The organism is Citrobacter sp. RHBSTW-00671 (assembly GCF_014103415.1).
Lineage (GTDB): Bacteria > Pseudomonadota > Gammaproteobacteria > Enterobacterales > Enterobacteriaceae > Citrobacter.
Window position 1 is genome coordinate 167362 of sequence record NZ_JABXPR010000001.1, and the last position, 19769, is coordinate 187130.

18 protein-coding genes are annotated in these 19769 nt (G+C 52.2%); 11 read left to right on the top strand and 7 right to left on the bottom strand.

All coding sequences use genetic code 11. The annotated features are described in order from the left end of the window. Positions 1-7 precede the first annotated feature (7 nt). Together malG and xylE are read left to right on the top strand one after the other, a co-directional pair. Complete coding sequence (gene malG, locus HV261_RS00820; RefSeq protein WP_043018069.1) at positions 8-898, top strand: maltose ABC transporter permease MalG; 891 nt, start codon at positions 8-10, stop codon at positions 896-898. Positions 899-1233: 335 nt separating this feature from the next. Then, complete coding sequence (xylE, locus tag HV261_RS00825) at positions 1234-2709, top strand: D-xylose transporter XylE (RefSeq protein WP_202037178.1); 1476 nt, start codon at positions 1234-1236, stop codon at positions 2707-2709. Positions 2710-2749: 40 nt separating this feature from the next. Here the strand turns inward: xylE and psiE are convergent, their stop codons facing one another. The 6 genes from psiE to pgi form a co-directional block, all read right to left on the bottom strand. Further along, entirely contained in the window at positions 2750-3160 is a 411-nt protein-coding gene (gene psiE / locus HV261_RS00830; RefSeq protein WP_003031674.1) for a phosphate-starvation-inducible protein PsiE, read from the bottom strand. Between the two features lie 175 nt (positions 3161-3335). Continuing rightward, positions 3336-5432 (bottom strand): YjbH domain-containing protein, encoded by a 2097-nt coding sequence (locus tag HV261_RS00835; RefSeq protein ID WP_202037179.1) that lies wholly within the window; start codon positions 5430-5432, stop codon positions 3336-3338. Beyond that, complete coding sequence (locus HV261_RS00840) at positions 5432-6169, bottom strand: capsule biosynthesis GfcC family protein (protein WP_202037180.1); 738 nt, start codon at positions 6167-6169, stop codon at positions 5432-5434. Before HV261_RS00840 ends, HV261_RS00835 begins: the two co-directional genes overlap by 1 nt. Continuing rightward, positions 6166-6804 carry a YjbF family lipoprotein gene (locus tag HV261_RS00845; RefSeq protein ID WP_202037181.1) on the bottom strand — a complete coding sequence of 213 codons (639 nt, stop codon included), beginning with the start codon at positions 6802-6804 and terminating at the stop codon, positions 6166-6168. Before HV261_RS00845 ends, HV261_RS00840 begins: the two co-directional genes overlap by 4 nt. 118 nt (positions 6805-6922) lie before the next feature. Beyond that, positions 6923-7165, bottom strand: a complete 243-nt coding sequence (gene yjbE / locus HV261_RS00850; protein WP_003826562.1) for an exopolysaccharide production protein YjbE — start codon at positions 7163-7165, stop codon at positions 6923-6925. Between the two features lie 417 nt (positions 7166-7582). Next, the gene (gene pgi, locus HV261_RS00855) at positions 7583-9232 is read right to left on the bottom strand and encodes a glucose-6-phosphate isomerase (protein ID WP_202037182.1); all 1650 of its coding nucleotides are present in this window, start codon (positions 9230-9232) and stop codon (positions 7583-7585) included. Positions 9233-9546: 314 nt separating this feature from the next. Here pgi and lysC point away from each other — a divergent pair, with 314 nt between their 5' ends. From lysC to yjbD, 7 genes are all read left to right on the top strand, one after another. Continuing rightward, positions 9547-10896 (top strand): lysine-sensitive aspartokinase 3, encoded by a 1350-nt coding sequence (gene lysC / locus HV261_RS00860; protein ID WP_202037183.1) that lies wholly within the window; start codon positions 9547-9549, stop codon positions 10894-10896. A 92-nt stretch (positions 10897-10988) separates the two neighbouring features. Further along, positions 10989-11927 (top strand): ketopantoate/pantoate/pantothenate transporter PanS, encoded by a 939-nt coding sequence (gene panS, locus HV261_RS00865; protein WP_202037184.1) that lies wholly within the window; start codon positions 10989-10991, stop codon positions 11925-11927. Positions 11928-12170: 243 nt separating this feature from the next. Then, positions 12171-13757, top strand: a complete 1587-nt coding sequence (locus tag HV261_RS00870; RefSeq protein WP_202037185.1) for a PTS sugar transporter — start codon at positions 12171-12173, stop codon at positions 13755-13757. Positions 13758-13784: 27 nt separating this feature from the next. Further along, positions 13785-14624, top strand: coding sequence for a beta/alpha barrel domain-containing protein (locus HV261_RS00875; RefSeq protein WP_202037186.1), 840 nt, complete (start codon positions 13785-13787; stop codon positions 14622-14624). Positions 14625-14642: 18 nt separating this feature from the next. After that, on the top strand, positions 14643-15506 hold the full coding sequence (locus tag HV261_RS00880; RefSeq protein ID WP_202037187.1) for a Cof-type HAD-IIB family hydrolase: 864 nt from the start codon (positions 14643-14645) through the stop codon (positions 15504-15506). Continuing rightward, positions 15493-16251 (top strand): DeoR/GlpR family DNA-binding transcription regulator, encoded by a 759-nt coding sequence (locus HV261_RS00885; RefSeq protein ID WP_202037188.1) that lies wholly within the window; start codon positions 15493-15495, stop codon positions 16249-16251. The genes HV261_RS00880 and HV261_RS00885 overlap by 14 nt, the downstream gene beginning before the upstream one ends. A gap of 73 nt (positions 16252-16324) precedes the next feature. After that, entirely contained in the window at positions 16325-16597 is a 273-nt protein-coding gene (yjbD, locus tag HV261_RS00890; RefSeq protein ID WP_137381200.1) for a YjbD family protein, read from the top strand. Here yjbD and rluF read toward each other — a convergent pair. After that, the gene (gene rluF / locus HV261_RS00895) at positions 16594-17469 is read right to left on the bottom strand and encodes a 23S rRNA pseudouridine(2604) synthase RluF (protein ID WP_137381201.1); all 876 of its coding nucleotides are present in this window, start codon (positions 17467-17469) and stop codon (positions 16594-16596) included. The two genes, yjbD and rluF, sit on opposite strands and share 4 nt — an antisense overlap. Positions 17470-17938: 469 nt before the next feature. Between rluF and HV261_RS00900 the strand changes: the two genes are divergently transcribed. Beyond that, entirely contained in the window at positions 17939-18892 is a 954-nt protein-coding gene (locus HV261_RS00900; protein WP_202037189.1) for a sugar-binding transcriptional regulator, read from the top strand. Positions 18893-18962: 70 nt separating this feature from the next. Continuing rightward, positions 18963-19769, top strand: coding sequence for an SDR family oxidoreductase (locus HV261_RS00905; protein WP_202037190.1), 807 nt, complete (start codon positions 18963-18965; stop codon positions 19767-19769).

Sequence of the window (19769 nt, forward strand, 5' to 3'; positions counted from 1 at the left end):
AACGACAATGGCTATGGTCCAACCGAAATCACAAAAGTTACGTTTATTCGCAACGCACTTAGGGTTGCTGATTTTTATCGCGGCGATCATGTTCCCGCTGCTGATGGTTATCGCTATCTCGCTGCGCGAAGGTAACTTTGCCACTGGCAGCCTGATCCCGGAAAACATCTCCTGGGAGCACTGGAAACTGGCGCTGGGCTTTAGCGTAGAGCACGCGGATGGCCGCGTGACCCCGCCGCCGTTCCCGGTGCTGTTATGGCTGTGGAACTCGGTGAAAGTAGCCACCATTACCGCGATCGGTATCGTGACGCTCTCCACCACCTGTGCTTATGCCTTTGCCCGCATGCGTTTCCCGGGCAAAGCAACGCTGCTGAAAGGGATGCTGATTTTCCAGATGTTCCCGGCGGTACTGTCCCTGGTGGCGTTATACGCGTTGTTTGACCGTCTGGGCCAGTATATTCCGTTTATCGGTCTCAACACCCACGGCGGTGTGATTTTCGCCTACCTCGGCGGTATCGCACTGCATGTGTGGACGATTAAAGGCTATTTCGAAACTATCGACGGTTCGCTGGAAGAAGCAGCCGCGCTGGATGGTGCAACGCCGTGGCAGGCTTTCCGCCTGGTGCTGTTGCCGCTCTCGGTACCGATTCTGGCGGTCGTGTTTATTCTGTCGTTCATTGCCGCCATTACTGAAGTCCCGGTCGCATCGCTGCTGCTGCGTGATGTGAACAGCTACACCCTTGCGGTAGGTATGCAGCAGTACCTCAATCCACAGAACTATTTGTGGGGCGACTTTGCCGCCGCAGCTGTACTTTCCGCTATTCCGATCACGCTGGTATTCCTGTTGGCGCAGCGCTGGCTGGTCAACGGCCTGACCGCGGGTGGTGTGAAAGGCTAAGTTTCATCAAAGTAGTTGTGTTACCCCGCCCGGCAACGGGCAATGCCACTGCAACCCTCAACTTATGTTATCCCAACCTGTGACTGTTATTCGGCGCTCTACGGAGCGCCCTTTTTTTATGTTATTTTGCATTGCCGTTATGATTATTTCCTTTCGTGCTCTCCATCACTGCAATTCAATTCTCCACCTGACTGGCAACATATTAAACAGAGCTAAGATCACAGAAAAGACAAAACGTAATTGCAATGTAAAAAATGATAATTGTCTTCCCTGCCTGTTAAATCCACCATCTCCAATACTGATAAAAAGAGCTGTATCGTCTAAGGCAGGTCTGAATGAATACCCAATATAATTCCAGCTATATATTTTCGATTACGCTAGTTGCTACATTAGGAGGTTTATTATTTGGTTATGACACTGCGGTCATATCCGGTACGGTAGAGTCCTTAAATACCGTGTTTGTTGCCCCACAACACTTAAGTGAATCCGCCGCTAACTCGCTGCTGGGTTTCTGCGTTGCCAGTGCACTGATTGGCTGCATCATCGGTGGTGCGCTGGGCGGGTATTGCAGTAACCGCTTTGGTCGTCGGGATTCGCTGAAAATCGCTGCGCTGTTATTTTTTATTTCCGGCATCGGTTCCGCATGGCCAGAATTAGGCTTTACCACCATTAACCCCGATAATGCTGTGCCTGTTTATTTAGCAGGATACGTTCCCGAATTCGTTATTTATCGCATCATCGGTGGTATTGGCGTAGGTTTAGCTTCCATGCTTTCACCTATGTATATTGCTGAGCTGGCTCCGGCACATATTCGTGGAAAACTGGTTTCCTTTAACCAATTCGCGATTATTTTCGGCCAGTTACTGGTGTACTGCGTTAACTATTTTATTGCCCGCTCTGGTGATGCCAACTGGCTGAATACCGATGGCTGGCGATATATGTTTGCCTCCGAAAGTATCCCCGCCCTGCTGTTTTTACTGCTGCTGTATACCGTACCAGAAAGCCCACGTTGGCTGATGGCGCGCGGCAGACATGAGCAGGCAGAAGGTATTCTGCGCAAGATTATGGGTAGCACACTCGCCACTCAGGCAATGCAGGAGATTAATCAGTCACTTGAGCATGGACGCAAAACCGGTGGTCGTCTGTTGATGTTTGGGGCAGGCGTGATCGTCATCGGCGTGATGTTATCCATCTTCCAGCAGTTTGTCGGTATTAACGTCGTGCTGTACTACGCGCCGGAAGTCTTCAAAACGCTTGGAGCCAGCACCGATGTGGCGCTATTGCAGACCATTATTGTCGGTGTAATCAACCTGAGTTTCACCGTGCTGGCGATCATGACGGTGGACAAGTTTGGTCGCAAACCGCTGCAGATCATTGGCGCATTCGGCATGGCAATTGGGATGTTCAGCCTCGGCACTGCATTTTATACGCAGGCTTCCGGCCTGGTGGCGCTGCTGTCGATGCTGTTTTATGTCGCAGCATTCGCTATGTCCTGGGGACCGGTGTGTTGGGTGTTGCTGGCAGAAATCTTCCCCAATGCGATTCGCGGTAAAGCACTCGCCATTGCGGTCGCGGCCCAGTGGCTGGCGAACTACTTCGTCTCCTGGACTTTCCCGATGATGGACAAAAACTCCTGGCTGGTTTCCCATTTCCACAACGGTTTCTCCTACTGGATCTACGGTTGTATGGGCATCCTGGCGGCGCTGTTCATGTGGAAGCTCGTGCCGGAAACCAAAGGCAAAACACTGGAAGAACTTGAAGAGCTGTGGGAACCCGCAGCAGAGAAAGCCAAACCCGTCTCTGCACAATAAGCCTGACCTGCAACACGCCGCCCCAACGGCGTGTTGTTTTTTACTCTCGCTTCAACCGCTTCGAGTTGCACAGCCACAGGGTGATCACCAGCAGCAGGATCGCCGCAGAATAGATCAGCACATCCATGGGTGCTTTATGATCGACAATGATCAACCGCACAATCGCCGTGATCCCGATATAGACAAAGTAGCGCAGCGGAAAGTGAAACCCTGACTGAAAATACTTCACAATCAGCGCGATAAATTCAAAGTACAGAAAGTAAACCACCAGTCCTTCCACCAGCTCATATTTGCTGGTTTGTTCCGGCGCGAACAGCACATCGGCCAGATGCAGCGTTTCTTTCCCGAGGAATACGACCAGGATCAGGCCCAGACTCAGCAGCCCCAGATTCAACACGGTCTGCAAGATGGTGGAGATAAACTCCACGCGGGGACGAGATAGCGACGTCATAACAGCACCTCTTACTCAGTGACAGAGTTCCTGTATAACGCAAAAATGTGACAGAGATCTACATTTTTTGTTTATGTTTTGTTCACACGACGGTTCTTGCCGGATGCCGGCTTTGCCTTACCCGGCCTGCCGTAGGCCCGGTAAGCGTAGCGCCACCGGGCGATCAACATGCACATCAACGGAAGTTCTCACTCCTGTCACTGGTCATATCGTACAAACCAAACTTACGCCCAAGCTGCTGACCACCATCACGCGTTAACGGTGTCCAGCCTATCGCCGCACGACTGCGGGTTGGGCCAGAGGAGAAAAGATCCAGCGGCACGGAAACGTACACCCCTTTGGTGAAATCCCCCTCTCCGTACTCGTCCGGCGATGCATTCGTGATGGTCGCATAGCCGCCAACTACCACGCCGCTATCGAAGCGTTTCGCAATTTCCAGCGTGCCGCCTTTATCACCTGCCAGATACTGCCCCACGCTGGCTTTCACCAGAACATCCTGAGCAAACGAAGGATTCCAGTACGCCGTCAAATGCCCGGTCTTCACGCTATAGTCGGTGAACTTCATCATGTCCTGTGCGCTACGCCAGTCACGCTGTTTCACGTAGTTGGCGTCAATGCCAAACGCCCAGTTACTGTCCAGCGGACGATACAATACTTCCGCACCCGCCCCGCCGTACATGGTTTCCAGATAACCGCCGTAAACCTGTCCGTAGAATCCGTTTCCGAGTGACTGGAAGTAATTGGCCTGCAGGTTATTCACGTAGACATCGTTTTGCACATACTCGCGCACATGGGTACGCACGCGTGGTAAATGCGAATCCTGCGGTGGGTTAGTGTAGTTAAACTTGTCGTAGTTATTGGCAAGGTTGGCAAACAGGCTACCGGTGGTCAGCAGGTGATCCGTGACCCACAGATCCGCCGTTCCCATCACGCCCAGTTGATACATATAGAAGTTTTCCGGGCCACCCACCGACTGGTTAAGTACCGGATCGATGTGAAAATCAAAGCGTGATTTGTCGATATACCAGCCCTGCTCGGTGGTCTGCGGCACCACGGGCTCAACGCGTTTTTGCGCCAGCTGGGTTTCATGGCCCAGCGGCTCGCCTTCCAGATGACGCTTAAGGCTGGAAACCTCCGTTTCGGTCGTCACCTGCGGTAAGTTCAGGCGGTTTTCCGTAATGCGGATCGTGCGGATCCCGTCAGGGAGATCGTTCATCACGATCCGGTTGGCGCGTTCGATCCCTTCCCGCGAATCACGGTATTTCACCTGTTCTCCGGTCACATATAGCGTATCGCCCTGCACCTGAATTTTAGGGTCTGCCAGCCCAGCATTATACTTCAGCAGCGTTAGCTGATTCGCCACCACCGAATGTTGCAGGATGGCATCCTGGGGCTGGGGCTGATATTTCGGGCGGGCGTTGTCGTTATAGTTTGGCCGCAGATCGTTGAAGTTAGTCCGCAGCGTGACCCCAAACATAAAGGTGTTCCCACGCTCATAGCTGAGGTTAACGTCGGCCCAATCGGTGACGCGATAAATAGCGCCGACGTTAAACTTGCTCTTCTGATCCAGCTTACCCGCAAAATCCTGCTGATAATTGTTTCCCTCATATTCCAGTTTCAGACGCAACGGCTGCCAGGGCGTCTGATACTCGACGCCGCCAAACAACGATGCCGGACCATGGAACATCTGACTTCCATCGATAGAACCCGCCTGTTTGTAGCTATTGTCGCGGTAACAGAATTTATCGCTGTAGGAACACAGCGGATTGCTGACGTTGCCGCTGGTCCCAAGGTATCCCCAGCCGAGGCCAAGCGAGAAATCAAACGGCCCCCAGGCTTTATTCGCCACAATATACTCCGCATCGAACAGGCCCGTTCCGCCAATATCTCGTGCGCCAACAGCCACCTGTGGCGTCCAGTAGCTCTCTTCCCACAGCCGCAGTTTGAGGTCAAACGCCTTATCCTTGTATGTCTGATCGCCAGAAAACGACTCCACGCTACTGTATTGTTTGGTACGCACATCGGTGTAGCGCAGCGTGGTTTCCAGCCACGGGAAGATCTGCACCGACGCAGAGTAGTAGCGGTACTGATCGTTATCGCGGTAGTTGAGGCTCATTTCGCCCTCGCGCGCCATGCGTGCGGTTGGGGTTTGCAGCAGCCCCACGCCGCCAAAATCGGACTGCGATGGTCCAATGGGCGCGGGCCAGGTTTCACCATGGCAGGCAACGCTTACGCCCAGCGCCAACAGGCTGAGCAGATAAGTTTTTCTCATTATTCAGGGGTCCGCTGAGTCAGGGTGCGAAGAACATCGGCATTGATTTCATCCGGAACGTTGCTCCAGACAGCATCAGAGAGTCCGACAAAAATGATGCTGCCGGGCATCGGCTCAACGTGGCGTTTGTTCCAGTAAGCCACCGGTACTTTTTGCGTGCGTCCGTCGGGATAGATGACCCAGGCGTAGCTACTATCCGCACCGCTGAGCCGACTTTGCCCATCGAGATAGCTGGCAATATCACGCCCGGGCATAAACGGTTGTTTACCCGGACGGCTTAGCAGGCCAAACAGCGTGACATCGGTTGGCTGTGGACCGACCCACAGCGTGTAATGGCCCTGCAACGGCGGGTTGCCTCGTTCGCTGACGCGCACAACATCCGGGTCGAGGTTAATCTTCTGTCTGCCAGTCACCTTCAGCGCCTGAATTTGCTGGCGTAATGCGTTAATAGACGCGGCATCGTCACCGCTTTTTTCAGCGCTCAGCGCCGCCAGGCGCGCCAGTAATGCCTGCTGCTGACGTTGCGCCTCCGTCGTTGCCCGCTCTTCGCTGATAACCGCGCCGGGCCACCAGCTATTACTCAACCGCGGCTGTCCCACCAGATCGAGCAGATGTTCGGCCCCGGTCAGCGTTTTCGGCTCTGCGCTGGCGGAGGTAAAGACCTTAACGCTGCCCGCAGCAAAAACAGACGCAGCGTTCAGACTCAACAGCAGCGCCATAACGGCTCGTTTGATCATGATTTTGCCGCCTTAATCAGCGTGGTTTTCACCGGGAAGAAATGTGCGCCCAGATACTGCTCTGACTGACGGATTTGCCCTTCACTGTCGATCCAGTAGCGGTTATGCCAGCGCGCCCGATCGGTCGTCACTTCTTCGCCCAGCACCCGAACCGCAGTCTGTTCGCTGCCCACGCTGATGCTGTCAGGGCCATCCCATTTGAAAACCGAGCGGGCAGTGGCGTAGCGGACCTGTTGATGCTCAGTCCAGCCCATCGTGCGGGTCCACGTTGCGCCATCGACTATCTGATTGGGCTTGATCAGTGGATCAGCCGCCAGATTGTTCACCTCGATCAGGTTGTCGCCACCGAGTTGCGTTTTCACCAGTCGCCCATGCTGCGTCACAAGAATGGCCCGATCCTGAGTCACCCATTTCTGCTGCCCGTTTTCGGTAAAAGCGAGCACGACAAACAGCTGGGGACCGCCGTTGAGCTGCATATACTGGCTGGCGTAGGGCATGTTGTGGATTTCATCGTCCGTCATCTGTACGCCAGGTGACCCAAACACACTCTCCCACAGCGAATGACCCAGCCCTTCGGTGGTGGCTGAACACGCTTGTAATAACAGGCAAACCAATATCAGCGCTGGTCGCTTCACGACGTTTCTCCGCATTATTGCCGGGTGGCGCGACGCTTACCCGGCCTACAAATCCCACTGACCTTTGGCAATCCAAAATAACCACACCGAAGTGTGGTTATGGTTAAACGTACCGGTATTACTGGGTACTGGTGGTTGTGGTGGTTGTGGTTCCGGTATTAGAACCATCGCCGCCACCGGTCGCCGCCAGGGCAACCCCCACCGCAGAACTTACGGTGCTCACGCTGGTTGCGGAGGAACTTCCTGCCGAAACCGACGCCGCTGCCGACCCTGCTGCCTCCCCCACCTGAACGGGGGCGGCATAGACAGAAGTCGCCGCAAGCGCAGATATAGCCCACAGGCCATACAGAACTTTTTTCATCACAAATTCCCTTCATTGTATGAATGGAGATTTACCCAAAAGAATTTCGGGCGAGATCGAGTATACACAAGCGAAAGTGTGCAAATTACGCCACGGGGGAATTTAGGATAATTAGATAACGAAAGTAGAAATAATTAAAAAATACAACAAATACAAATAAATCAATCAATTAAAATATAAAAATAAAAATGCAATATCCGGTAAATCCGAAAACACCAGAAATTGAACAACATTAAGAAAATTATTTTAGGATTAAGCTCAATTAAGGTATGAAGCTAAAACGTAGATATCCTGGAGCATTCTTATAAAAAAACCGATATTAATATCGGCTTTTTTATTTCATTAATGCCGGATGGCGGCGAAACGCCTTATCCGGCCTACAAGTGTGCGCCTGTAGGCCTGATTAGCGCAGCGCCATCAGGCACGCCAGGACTTATAACGGTTAATCAAACCGTTGGTCGAGCAATCATGGCTGGTGATTTCTTTATCATCATTCAGTTCCGGCAGAATGCGGTTTGCCAGCTGTTTGCCCAGCTCCACGCCCCACTGGTCGAAAGTGAAGATGTTCAGGATGGCGCCCTGAGTAAAGATTTTGTGCTCATACAATGCAATCAGCGCACCCAGACTGAACGGCGTGATTTCACGCAGCAGGATGGAGTTGGTCGGGCGGTTGCCTTCAAACACTTTGAACGGCACAACGTGTTCGAGCTGGGCCGGATCTTTACCCTGGTCGCGGTATTCCTGCTCAACCACGTCACGAGATTTACCAAATGCCAGCGCTTCGGTCTGCGCGAAGAAGTTAGACAGCAGTTTCGGATGGTGATCGGACAGCGGGTTGTGGGTGATCGCCGGCGCGATAAAGTCACAAGGAACCATTTTGGTGCCCTGATGAATCAGCTGGTAGAACGCATGCTGGCCGTTAGTACCCGGCTCACCCCAGATGATTGGGCCAGTCTGGTAATCCACCGCATTGCCGTTACGGTCAACATATTTACCGTTGGATTCCATGTTACCCTGCTGGAAGTAGGCCGCGAAACGGTGCATATACTGGTCGTACGGCAGGATTGCTTCGGTTTCGGCACCGAAGAAGTTGTTGTACCAGATACCGATCAACGCCAGCAGTACCGGCAGGTTTTTCTCCGCCGGGGTGGTGGAGAAGTGTTTGTCCATCGCGTGCGCGCCGGAGAGCAGCTCAACAAAGTTGTCGAAGCCCACGGACAGAATGATGGACAGGCCAATGGCAGACCACAGAGAGTAACGGCCGCCAACCCAGTCCCAGAACTCGAACATGTTGGCAGTATCAATACCAAACTCGCCAACCGCTTTACCGTTGGTGGACAGTGCTGCGAAGTGTTTGGCAACGTGCTTGTTGTCGCCTGCGGTCGCCAGGAACCAGTCGCGCGCGCTGTGGGCGTTGGTCATGGTTTCCTGGGTGGTGAAGGTTTTAGACGCGACCAGGAACAGCGTGGTTTCCGGGTTCACTTTCTTCAGCACTTCGGCAATGTGCGTACCATCGACGTTAGACACAAAGTGCATATTCAGGTGATTTTTATACGGGCGCAGCGCTTCGGTCACCATGAACGGGCCGAGGTCGGAGCCGCCGATACCGATGTTCACCACATCCGTGATCGCTTTGCCGGTGTAGCCTTTCCAGCTTCCGGAGATGATCGCTTCAGAGAACGATTTCATTTTCTCCAGCACCGCATTCACTTCTGGCATCACATCTTTGCCATCAACGATGATCGGCGTATTGCTACGGTTGCGCAGCGCCACGTGCAGCACGGCACGGTCCTCGGTGCGGTTGATTTTCTCACCGGAGAACATGGACTTGATGGCACCCGCCAAATCGGTTTCTTTCGCCAGATCCTGCAGTTTAGCCAGCGTCTCTTCAGTGATGCGGTTTTTGGAGAAATCCACCAGCATCAAATCGTCAAACGTCGCGGAAAACTTAGTGAAACGATCGCTATCTTTCGCGAAAAGATCCGCGATAGTAACGTCTTTCATCTCTTCAAAGTGTTTTTGTAGTGCCTGCCAGGCTGAGGTCTGCGTTGGATTGATGTTTTTCATTAGCAATACTCTTCTGATTTTGAGAATTGTGACTGAGATCGATTGTAACGCCAGTCACAGAAAAGTGTGATTGTTTTAATGCCATTGCCAGGGCATCCGCCAAACGTGGCTAAAAAGTATAGCGGTTATCAGCGTTGTTATTAGTACCGTTACTCAACGCAGTTGCAGCATGAAAAATCCGCATAATCCCAGCGTTGACAGTGCAAGCTACACATTTTATTTATAAATACGGTATTTGCATTTGCGCCTGCACCGGTTTCCGTTCTGCCTTATGTGCCATGGTCGCTCTATTCATTCCCTGACACGAGGTAGTTATGACTGATGTAGTTGTCTCCAAGTTTGGTGGTACCAGCGTGGCGGATTTTGACGCCATGAATCGCAGCGCGGATGTCGTACTTTCCGATATTAACGTCCGCTTAGTGGTGCTTTCCGCTTCTGCAGGCATTACCAATCTGCTGGTTGCACTGGCAGAAGGTCTGGAGCCGACTGAGCGCTTCGAGAAACTCGACGCCATTCGTCAAATTCAGTTCAATATTCTGGAACGCCTGCGTTATCCGAACGTGATCCGCGAAGAAATTGAGCGTCTGCTGGAAAACATCACTACGCTGGCTGAAGCGGCGTCACTGGCGACCTCAACCGCGCTGACGGATGAACTGGTCAGCCACGGTGAACTGATGTCTACCCTGCTGTTTGTTGAGATCCTGCGCGAGCGTAACGTTCAGGCCCAATGGTTTGACGTACGCAAAGTGATGCGCACCAACGATCGCTTTGGTCGTGCTGAGCCAGATGTGGCGGCGCTGGCCGAACTGGCAGCCATCCAGCTTGCCCCGCGACTGAGCGAAGGTCTGGTCATTACTCAGGGCTTTATCGGTAGCGAAAGCAAAGGCCGCACCACCACACTCGGACGCGGCGGCAGCGATTATACGGCCGCCCTGCTGGCCGAAGCGCTGCACGCAACGCGCGTCGATATCTGGACCGATGTTCCTGGCATTTACACCACCGATCCGCGCGTTGTTCCCGCAGCGCAGCGTATCGATGAGATTGCCTTCGAGGAGGCCGCGGAAATGGCAACCTTCGGTGCGAAAGTCCTGCACCCGGCAACCCTGTTACCTGCCGTACGTAGCGATATTCCGGTGTTTGTGGGCTCCAGCAAAGATCCAAAAGCAGGCGGCACGCTGGTGTGTAATAAAACCGCGAATCCACCGCTGTTCCGGGCGCTGGCCCTGCGCCGCAAACAAACGCTGTTGACGCTGCATAGCCTGAATATGCTGCACTCTCGCGGCTTTTTAGCGGAAGTATTCGGCATTCTGGCGCGCCATAATATCTCGGTAGATTTGATCACCACATCCGAAGTCAGCGTGGCGCTGACGCTGGATACCACCGGTTCAACCTCCACTGGCGATACGCTGTTAACACAGTCTCTGCTGATGGAACTGTCTGCCCTGTGTCGGGTTGAAGTGGAAGAAGGTCTGGCGCTGGTCGCGCTGATTGGTAATGACCTGTCGAAAGCTTGTGGCGTCGGCAAAGAGGTGTTCGGTGTACTGGAGCCATTCAACATTCGCATGATTTGCTACGGCGCATCCAGCCACAACCTGTGCTTCCTGGTGCCGGGCACCGAAGCCGAGTTGGTCGTCCAGAAACTGCACCATAATTTGTTTGAATAATATTCCATCACGCGATAAACAATAACTATAGCCGGGCTCGATCCCGGCTTTTTTATAACAACACAACACATTTCAATCGCAAGGAATATAACATGCTCGCTACTCTCACGCGGCTGTTCCCGTTATGGGCGCTGCTGCTCTCTGTTATTGCGTATTACACGTCCTCCACCTTTACGCCCGTCGGACCATTCGTGCCGTCATTACTGATGCTGATCATGTTCGGCATGGGCGTTCACCTGAAGGTGGATGACTTTAAACGCGTACTCTCACGTCCCGCACCGGTCGCGGCAGGTATTTTCCTGCACTATCTGGTGATGCCGCTCGCCGCATGGATTTTAGCGCTGGCATTTAATATGCCGCCGGAACTGTCTGCAGGGATGGTGCTGGTCGGGAGCGTCGCCAGCGGAACGGCATCAAACGTTATGATATATCTGGCGAAAGGCGATGTGGCGCTCTCTGTGACTATTTCATCGGTTTCAACATTGGTCGGCGTTGTCGCCACCCCGCTGCTGACACGGCTGTATGTCGATGCGCATATCCAGGTAGATGTGATGGGTATGTTGCTGAGTATCCTGCAGATCGTGGTCATTCCGATTGCTTTGGGATTGGTCATTCACCATCTGTTCCCACGCGTCGTAAAAGCCGTGGAGCCGTATCTGCCCGCATTTTCTATGGTGTGCATTCTGGCAATCATCAGCGCCGTCGTGGCAGGTTCCGCCGCGCACATTGCCTCCGTCGGTTTTGTGGTGATTATCGCCGTGATCCTGCATAACACCATTGGCCTGCTTGGCGGCTACTGGGGCGGAAAACTGTTTGGTTTCGACGAGTCAACCTGCCGTACGTTGGCTATCGAAGTGGGCATGCAGAATTCAGGGCTTGCCGCTGCGCTGGGCAAAATCTACTTTGGCCCGCTCGCTGCCCTACCCGGCGCGCTGTTCTCCGTCTGGCACAACCTTTCCGGTTCGCTGCTGGCAGGCTACTGGTCCGGTAAGCCGATTGAAGAGAAACCGCACGCAGTAAAACAACACTAATCTTCATAAATGGAGGAAGCATCCTCCATTTCTCCCCATCCGCATTTGAACCCCATCACAAAACAACAAATATCAACACAAAACAAAATAATTATTTAACTGTTATATTTCAAATAAATACATAAATAAACTTGTTTTGAGATCAAGTTAATTCATTTTACGCATGTTGATTTAGTTTGTTTTAATTGGGAATATGATTTCACTACAACACAGATAAACCCTTACCCTATCTTCGAGGCCGCTATGAAAAAAATTGCGATTATTGGAAGCAGTGGAGGCAACCTCTACAACCTGGGTGGCGCTGAACCAGAAAAGCTACTCCAGGAAATTTACCAGCAGTGCGAAGCCGCAGGTGTGGACGTTGCTGCCGTACAGTTCATTGCGGCAGAAGCTTCAATGGATGCTGCCAAACCCCACACGCCGGCGTCTGTATTTGCACTAACCACAGAAAACCAACAAAAACCACAAAGGATATTTCAGGGCAAACTTTCCGAAGTGAACGATTCGGTCGTTGAGAGCGATTGCAGGATTGCTGAAATGATCCGTAACGGTGAGATCGACGGGATCATCGTGATGAGCGCCGATCCGGTGAAAGCCAACCAGGCTGTCTTTGCCGCAGCTGTTGAGATGAAAACACCGATTGTTGGCACTGGCGGCACCTCAATGGCGCTGGTCGCGGCAAAAGGGGCAAATGTCATCGCAACCTCGGGCACGACGGGTACCACCAGCCGGACCCGCGCAGTCTCCTTCATCGCATCGCTGTGTAAGCACTGGGGCGTTAAATATAAACCACAGTTGGGAAGTGCTTCTCCTGCACAGGGCGGTTCTGGAAAAAGCCTGCTTAAGCGCTTCAATATTCGCAGCATTATGATCCCTGCGCTGCCGGGCTTTATCGCCATGGCTATCGTGCTCGCACTCAGTCACATCCCTGGCCTGGAAAAACTCAACGATATCTTTGAAATTCTGCTGAAGGGCCTGCCGGTTTTAGTTGCGGTTCTCGCAGCAAAACAAATTTCGGAACTGGATGAAGTCTCAATTGTTGCCGGGGTGGTCGCCGGGGTGCTTTCCGTCGAAGGCGGTCTGATTGGCGGGATCATCGGTGGTTTGATGGCCGGGATTTTCGTTCGTTGGCTGTTTGAACTATGCCTGAATTGGCGCTTCCCGATGACCACCGTCAACATTGTTGCGGGTGGGATCTCAGGCCTGGCCGCTGGGTTAATCATGCACTATCTGCTGAGTCCGCTGGCGCTGTCAGCAGGTAATTACATCAAACTGGCTATCGAAAGCACGCTGGCCTTCAGCCCTATCCTTGCCGGCCTGCTGGCTGGGTTGGTTATCTGGCCAGCTATTCTGGGGGGCGTCTATCACGCAGTCATCCTGCCGCTGGTACTGCTGGAAATGGAAAAATCCGGTGTCAGCTTCCTCGGTGCTGTCGATATGGTGGGCCTGGTGATGGTTGCTGCCGGAATCAACCTGGCTAACGTCATCGCACCACGAGAAAAAAGCGAAGCAGCCGTCGCGACGCCCGGCCTGCTTATCAACCTCGGCTTTGGGACCTTCGTTGAATCGGCCTATCCGTTCATGTTTGCCAACAAAATTGTCTTTGGTTCAGCGATCGTTTGGGCCGGTCTGGGCGGCATGATGCTGGGTTTCTTTAACGTCAAAGGCGTGGCTTATGTCCCTGCTTTCGCCTCCCCGTTTTTGTCCAGCAATGCGCTGCAAATGGCGATTGTGATGGTTACCGTCATGGGCCTGACCTGTATTTCCACCATTGTTGCCAACCGTTTTAAGGCTGTCGCACAGAAAGACTCTACCGCGTCAGCCCATTAATTAATGCACCAACACCAGAGGTACACCATGTTTAAAGGCGATATGAATAAAAAACGCGCTAAAGCGTTACAGAAAGTGAAAGATGCCATCACGCTGCACGGCGGGCAAACCATCCTCAGCACAGGGATAACCGGCGACGATGCGCGCCTGGCGAAAGCAGTATGTGAGGCGGGCGTTAAGCTGCTTGAACCAAACCATCCCGCACTGGCGCTGGCGCGTGGGCATAAGGGGGTGAGCAACATGCACGCGGCGGAACAAATCCGCCACGAAATCACTAACAGCCAGATGGCCGAAGCAGTACATGGCGTGCGTAATGTGGTTCCTGAGGATATCTTCATTACCGTCGGTATCGCAGGTGGCTTTACCGAAACGTTACCGGTCCCACTCACCGAAACCGAGATACTGGAGATTGCCCGTGCGGGTGCCGATGGCTTACACACCCACAAATCCGACTGGGACGATCTGCAGGACATCGTTAATCTCGCCCATCAGTATGGCCTGACCGTTGATGCTTATATTGGGCATCCGGATGACCTGCATACCTTTGGTATTCCTGCGCGCACGCCGGAAGAGGTCGCCAGCGTAGCAAAACGGATGCAGGAGATTGGCGTCGACATGATTGGTCTGATGACCGGCATGAGTTACGAAGGCGTAGCCGCGGGCGATATTCCGCAGGCCATCAAAGATCGCCTGAGGGCGTTAGTTGGCGCAGTGGACGTACCGACGCTGGCAGAAGGCGGTATTAACCTCGCCAATGCCAAAGCGTTTAAGGATACCGGGGTCAATATTCTGGTCGTCGGTACGGCAATCGACAATATGGTCTGCAGCGCCGCCAAAGAGGCTGTCACACCGTTTATTGCGCATTGATATTAAGGGAAAAGCAGCATGTTACTGGTCACCGATCTGGATGGAACATTACTGACATCGCAAAAGACAATCAGTCCACGCACACGTCAGGCACTCGTTGAATTCCACCAGCGCGGTGGCCTGTTGGCCGCCTGTTCCGCCAGACCGGTCTCCTCGATGATGCGCCTGCTACAGCAGCAGCAGGTTAGTACGCTGTTTGGCTGGTGCGCAGGCTTCAACGGAGGTCAGATCCTCGAGATAACGCAGCAGCGCAATATTCATACTGCGGCGCTCTCTTGTATGAATCTTCGGGATATTGACCGACATATTGCGCTTTCCCTCTGTCCTCATCATTTTTTTAGCGCCGATGCTATTTATCATCGTTACGACCAACAGGTAGCGCCATGGACAACGTATGAAGCCCGTTTATTTGAATTACCCCTTATTTTTGCAGCACCCGGTAATATTTTAAACCGCCAGGATATTTATAAAATCACACTCGTTATTGAGCAGTTAAAAATAAATGCGCTGTGTACAGAAGTGAATAATAAATTGCCTTATGGCTATACAGCGACTATCACTGGGGAGAATTACATTGATATCCAACGTAGCGAAATAAATAAAGGTTATGCGGTGAACATGTTAATGCAACAGCTCAATATAACAGCCGAGAAAGTTGCGGCGATTGGCGACCAACAAAACGATATCAGTATGCTTTCTGCCGCCGGCATTGGTATTGCAATGGGGAATGCGCCTGAGGCAGTAAAACGACAAGCCAGCTATGTAACGGCCTCTAATGACGATGAGGGTATTGTCTGTGCGTTGGAGTGGTTGCGTTGCTCTGCACATCCAGTTACCATGCGCCAAAGCACGACGTTGGCGGAAAATAATGAACCCGATTAAAAGAAGAAAACATATCCTCGATGAATTAAATAAATTCGGTGAAGTGACGGTTATCAAATTATCGGAAATGCTAAACGTCACATCAGAGACCATTCGCCGCGATCTCTCCATTCTGGAGTCTGAAGGGCAAATTACCAAGATTCACGGCGGCGCCGTCAAAAAGCAGGTTGTTCAGGAGGATGAATTTGGCGCGCGGATTGATATACACCGCGAAGAAAAAATGGCAATTGGTAAACTTGCCGCCGGGATGGTCAGCGAGCACGATACTCTATTCATTGATTCCTGCACAACCAATCTTATTCTGGCCGAACAATTACCTCCCCTGGCCTATTCCGTTATTACCAATTCAGCCTTAATTGCCGATAAAATCAAAGAACATAATCTTAAAGCGCGGGTTTATGTATTAGGTGGTGAATATGACTACCATTTCCGCGCCAATCTCGGCGTCTCCGTTTGTCAGCAAATAAACACCATTCACGCAGATATCTGCTTCATCGGCGCGGGTGGCATTTCGCCTCAACATGGTGTGCTGGTGAAAAGCTTTGACGAAGCGTATGTTGCCAAATCAATGATTGCTATGAGTAAAAAGTCGGTAATTCTTGCCGACCATACAAAATTTGGCCAGGACGGTGTGATGTGTATCGCTACGTTAAAAGAGATCGATAACATCATCACAGATAAGCGATTCAAAACAACGGGCTATACACAGCAGGACTTCGACGGAAAATTACGTATTGCTGAATAATACAATGCGTGACGCTATCAGCGGGTTCCGGATTACCGTACACTGAGGATAACGGCTAACAGAGGGCACCCTTATGGCACTCCCCCGCATTACCCAAAAAGAGATGACCGAACGCGAACAGCGTGAACTGAAAACGCTGCTCGACCGCGCACGCATTGCACATGGTCGGCTGCTGACCAACGCTGAGACCAACAGCATCAAGAAAGAGTACATCGATAAACTGATGGTTTTGCGCGAAGCAGAAGCTAAAAAAGCCCGCCAGTTGAAGAAAAAGCAGGCTTATAAACCGGATGCAGAAGCATCGTTTTCCTGGTCAGCGAATACGCCGACGCGCGGCAGACGTTAACGCCCTTTCTTCTTACGCCCCGGCGAGGTAAAACGCTTACCGTTTGCCGCCGGGCGCGATTTCTCTTTCTCCGCCGATTTTTCGATTTTCACCACCGGACGCTTAATGCCTGCGGTTTTTGGCTTTGCTTTGGCCTTCGGTTTGGCTTCTGAGGACGAGTTCTCAATCAGCTTGAACAGACCGATCAGTTCGTCATCCGTCAGATCGCGCCATTCACCCAGCGGCAGGCCTGACAGACCAACGTTCATGATACGCGTACGCTCAAGCTTAGTAACTTCATAACCAAAGTGCTCGCACATGCGGCGGATCTGACGGTTCAGCCCCTGAATCAGCGTAATGCGAAACACAAACGGCGCTTCTTTCTTCACCTTACATTTTTTGGTGACGGTGCCGAGGATTGGCACACCGGCCCCCATCCCACGGATAAAGTCATCAGTGACTGGTTTATCAACCGTCACCAGATACTCTTTTTCGTGATCGTTACCGGCGCGCAGGATTTTATTCACCAGATCGCCGTGGTTGGTCAGGAAGATTAAGCCCTGAGAGTCTTTGTCCAGACGGCCAATTGGGAACACGCGTTTACTATGGTTAACAAAATCAACAATGTTGTCGCGTTCGCTGTCTTCGGTGGTGCTGACAATCCCTACCGGCTTATTCAGCGCAATAAAAACCAGATCTTCCGCTTCACGCGGCTCAATCAACCGACCATTTACTTTTACGACGTCGCCAGGCATCACCTGATCGCCAATGGTGGCGCGTTTGCCATTCAGGAAGACATTCCCTTGTTCGATAAAGCGATCTGCCTCGCGACGCGAGCAGATTCCGCTTTCACTGATGTATTTATTTAATCGGATGGATGAGTCGGGCAGCATAATTTCTCCTGTATACACGTCATCCTTCAGGCTGTCTCTGCGTTGGCGGCCCTCACTCACCCAGGTCACATAGCACTCTATGCTCCCAGGGATTCGCTCCCTTGCCGCCTTGATACAACTTGAAGGACTTTGTGTATTAAAAGCGAAATATACCCTACCTTGCGGGCGATAAAAAATAATCGTGTTCTCACGCCCGGACGCTATTTGTGATCCGCCACACCTTTCGACACAAAAGTGTACGCAACCCATGCCTGCAATTTTGTTGCACGAAAATACACAGAATCAAGGCATTACATCAATAAGCACATATGTGCCGACAACGCGCTATCGGCACATCAAATGTGCAACACAAACTGCCGGTTCATGGCGCTGAAAGAAGAGAAAATTACTTTGAACTGGGCCATCGATGGGGTTATATCAGATCAAGAAGACAATATAGTGATTTGCACAAATGTGCAGGAGTCCAAAGATGGCAACGGAAAACAGCGATGATATCCGCCTGATCGTAAAAATAGCGCAGCTCTATTACGAACAGGATATGACGCAAGCGCAAATCGCCCGCGAGCTGGGAATTTATCGCACCACGATCAGCCGCCTGCTAAAACGTGGCCGCGAATCAGGCATCGTTACCATTGCCATTAATTACGACTTCAACGAGAACCTGTGGCTGGAACAGCAGCTAAAACAGAAGTTTGGCCTGAAAGAAGCGGTGGTGGTCTCCTGTGACAGCGAACAGGAAGACGAACAACTTGCGATGATGGGTGTGCACGGTGCACAGCTGCTGGAGCGCTTACTGGAACCCGGCGATATTATCGGCTTCTCATGGGGGCGCGCCGTTCGGGGACTGGTCGAAGGGTTATCCCCCGCCAGCCAGTCGCGCCAGCTGATCTGTGTGCCGATTATCGGCGGCCCCTCCGGCAAGCTTGAAAGCCGTTACCACGTCAATACGCTGACCTATGGCGCCGCGGCAAAGCTCAAGGGTGAATCGCACCTGGCCGATTTCCCGGCACTGCTGGAAAACCCGCTGATCCGTAACGGGATTATGCAGTCCCGGCACTTCCGGTCGATTTCCGCCTACTGGGATAATCTGGACGTCGCGCTGGTCGGCATTGGCTCCCCGGCGATCCGTGACGGTGCCAACTGGCACGCCTTTTACGGCAGCGAAGAGAGTGATGACCTGCATGCCCGCCATGTCGCCGGAGATATCTGCTCGCGCTTTTATGATATCGACGGCGTGACGGTAGAGACCAGTATGAGTGAAAAAACACTCTCGATCGAAACCAATAAATTAAAGCAGGCGCGTTACTCCATCGGCATTGCCATGGGGGAAGAAAAACTGAGTGGAATACTTGGTGCATTGCGTGGAAATTATATTAACGGTTTAGTCACTAACAGTGATACCGCTGAATTACTGTTGAAGTAAATATATTCGAATTGATCCTGACATAATTTACTTTATGCAGGGTCCCCTTATCTGAAATTGGGAGTTGATTATGCAAACGTGGTTAAATCTGCAGGATAAAGTCATTATTGTTACCGGTGGCGCATCAGGAATTGGCCTGGCCATTGTTGAAGAGTTATTAGCGCAAGGTGCTAACGTGCAAATGGCAGATATTCATGGCGGCGATGGTAAATATACCGACCACAGCAAATATCATTTCTGGCCGACGGATATTTCCAGCGCCAAAGAAGTCAGCCACACCGTTGCTGAAATCATCCGGCGTTTCGGCCGTATTGATGGGCTGGTGAATAACGCGGGGGTTAATTTCCCACGTCTGCTGGTCGATGAAAAAGCCCCGGCCGGGCAATATGAACTCAACGAAGCTGCTTTTGAAAAAATGGTCAACATCAACCAAAAAGGCGTTTTTTTAATGTCACAAGCGGTAGCGCGCCAGATGGTAACACAGCATGACGGCGTGATTGTGAATGTCTCTTCAGAAAGCGGACTGGAAGGTTCTGAAGGTCAGAGCTGCTATGCCGCGACCAAAGCCGCGCTGAATAGCTTTACCCGCTCGTGGTCGAAAGAACTGGGCAAACACGGCATTCGTGTGGTGGGTATTGCGCCTGGCATTCTGGAAAAAACCGGGCTGCGCACCCCCGAGTATGAAGAAGCGCTGGCCTGGACCCGCAATATCACCGTCGAGCAGCTGCGCGAGGGCTACACCAAGAACGCGATCCCAATTGGACGTTCAGGACGTCTGGGCGAAGTTGCTGATTTTGTTTGTTATCTGTTGTCCGAGCGTGCCAGCTACATCACCGGAGTAACCACTAACATTGCGGGCGGTAAAACGCGCGGCTAA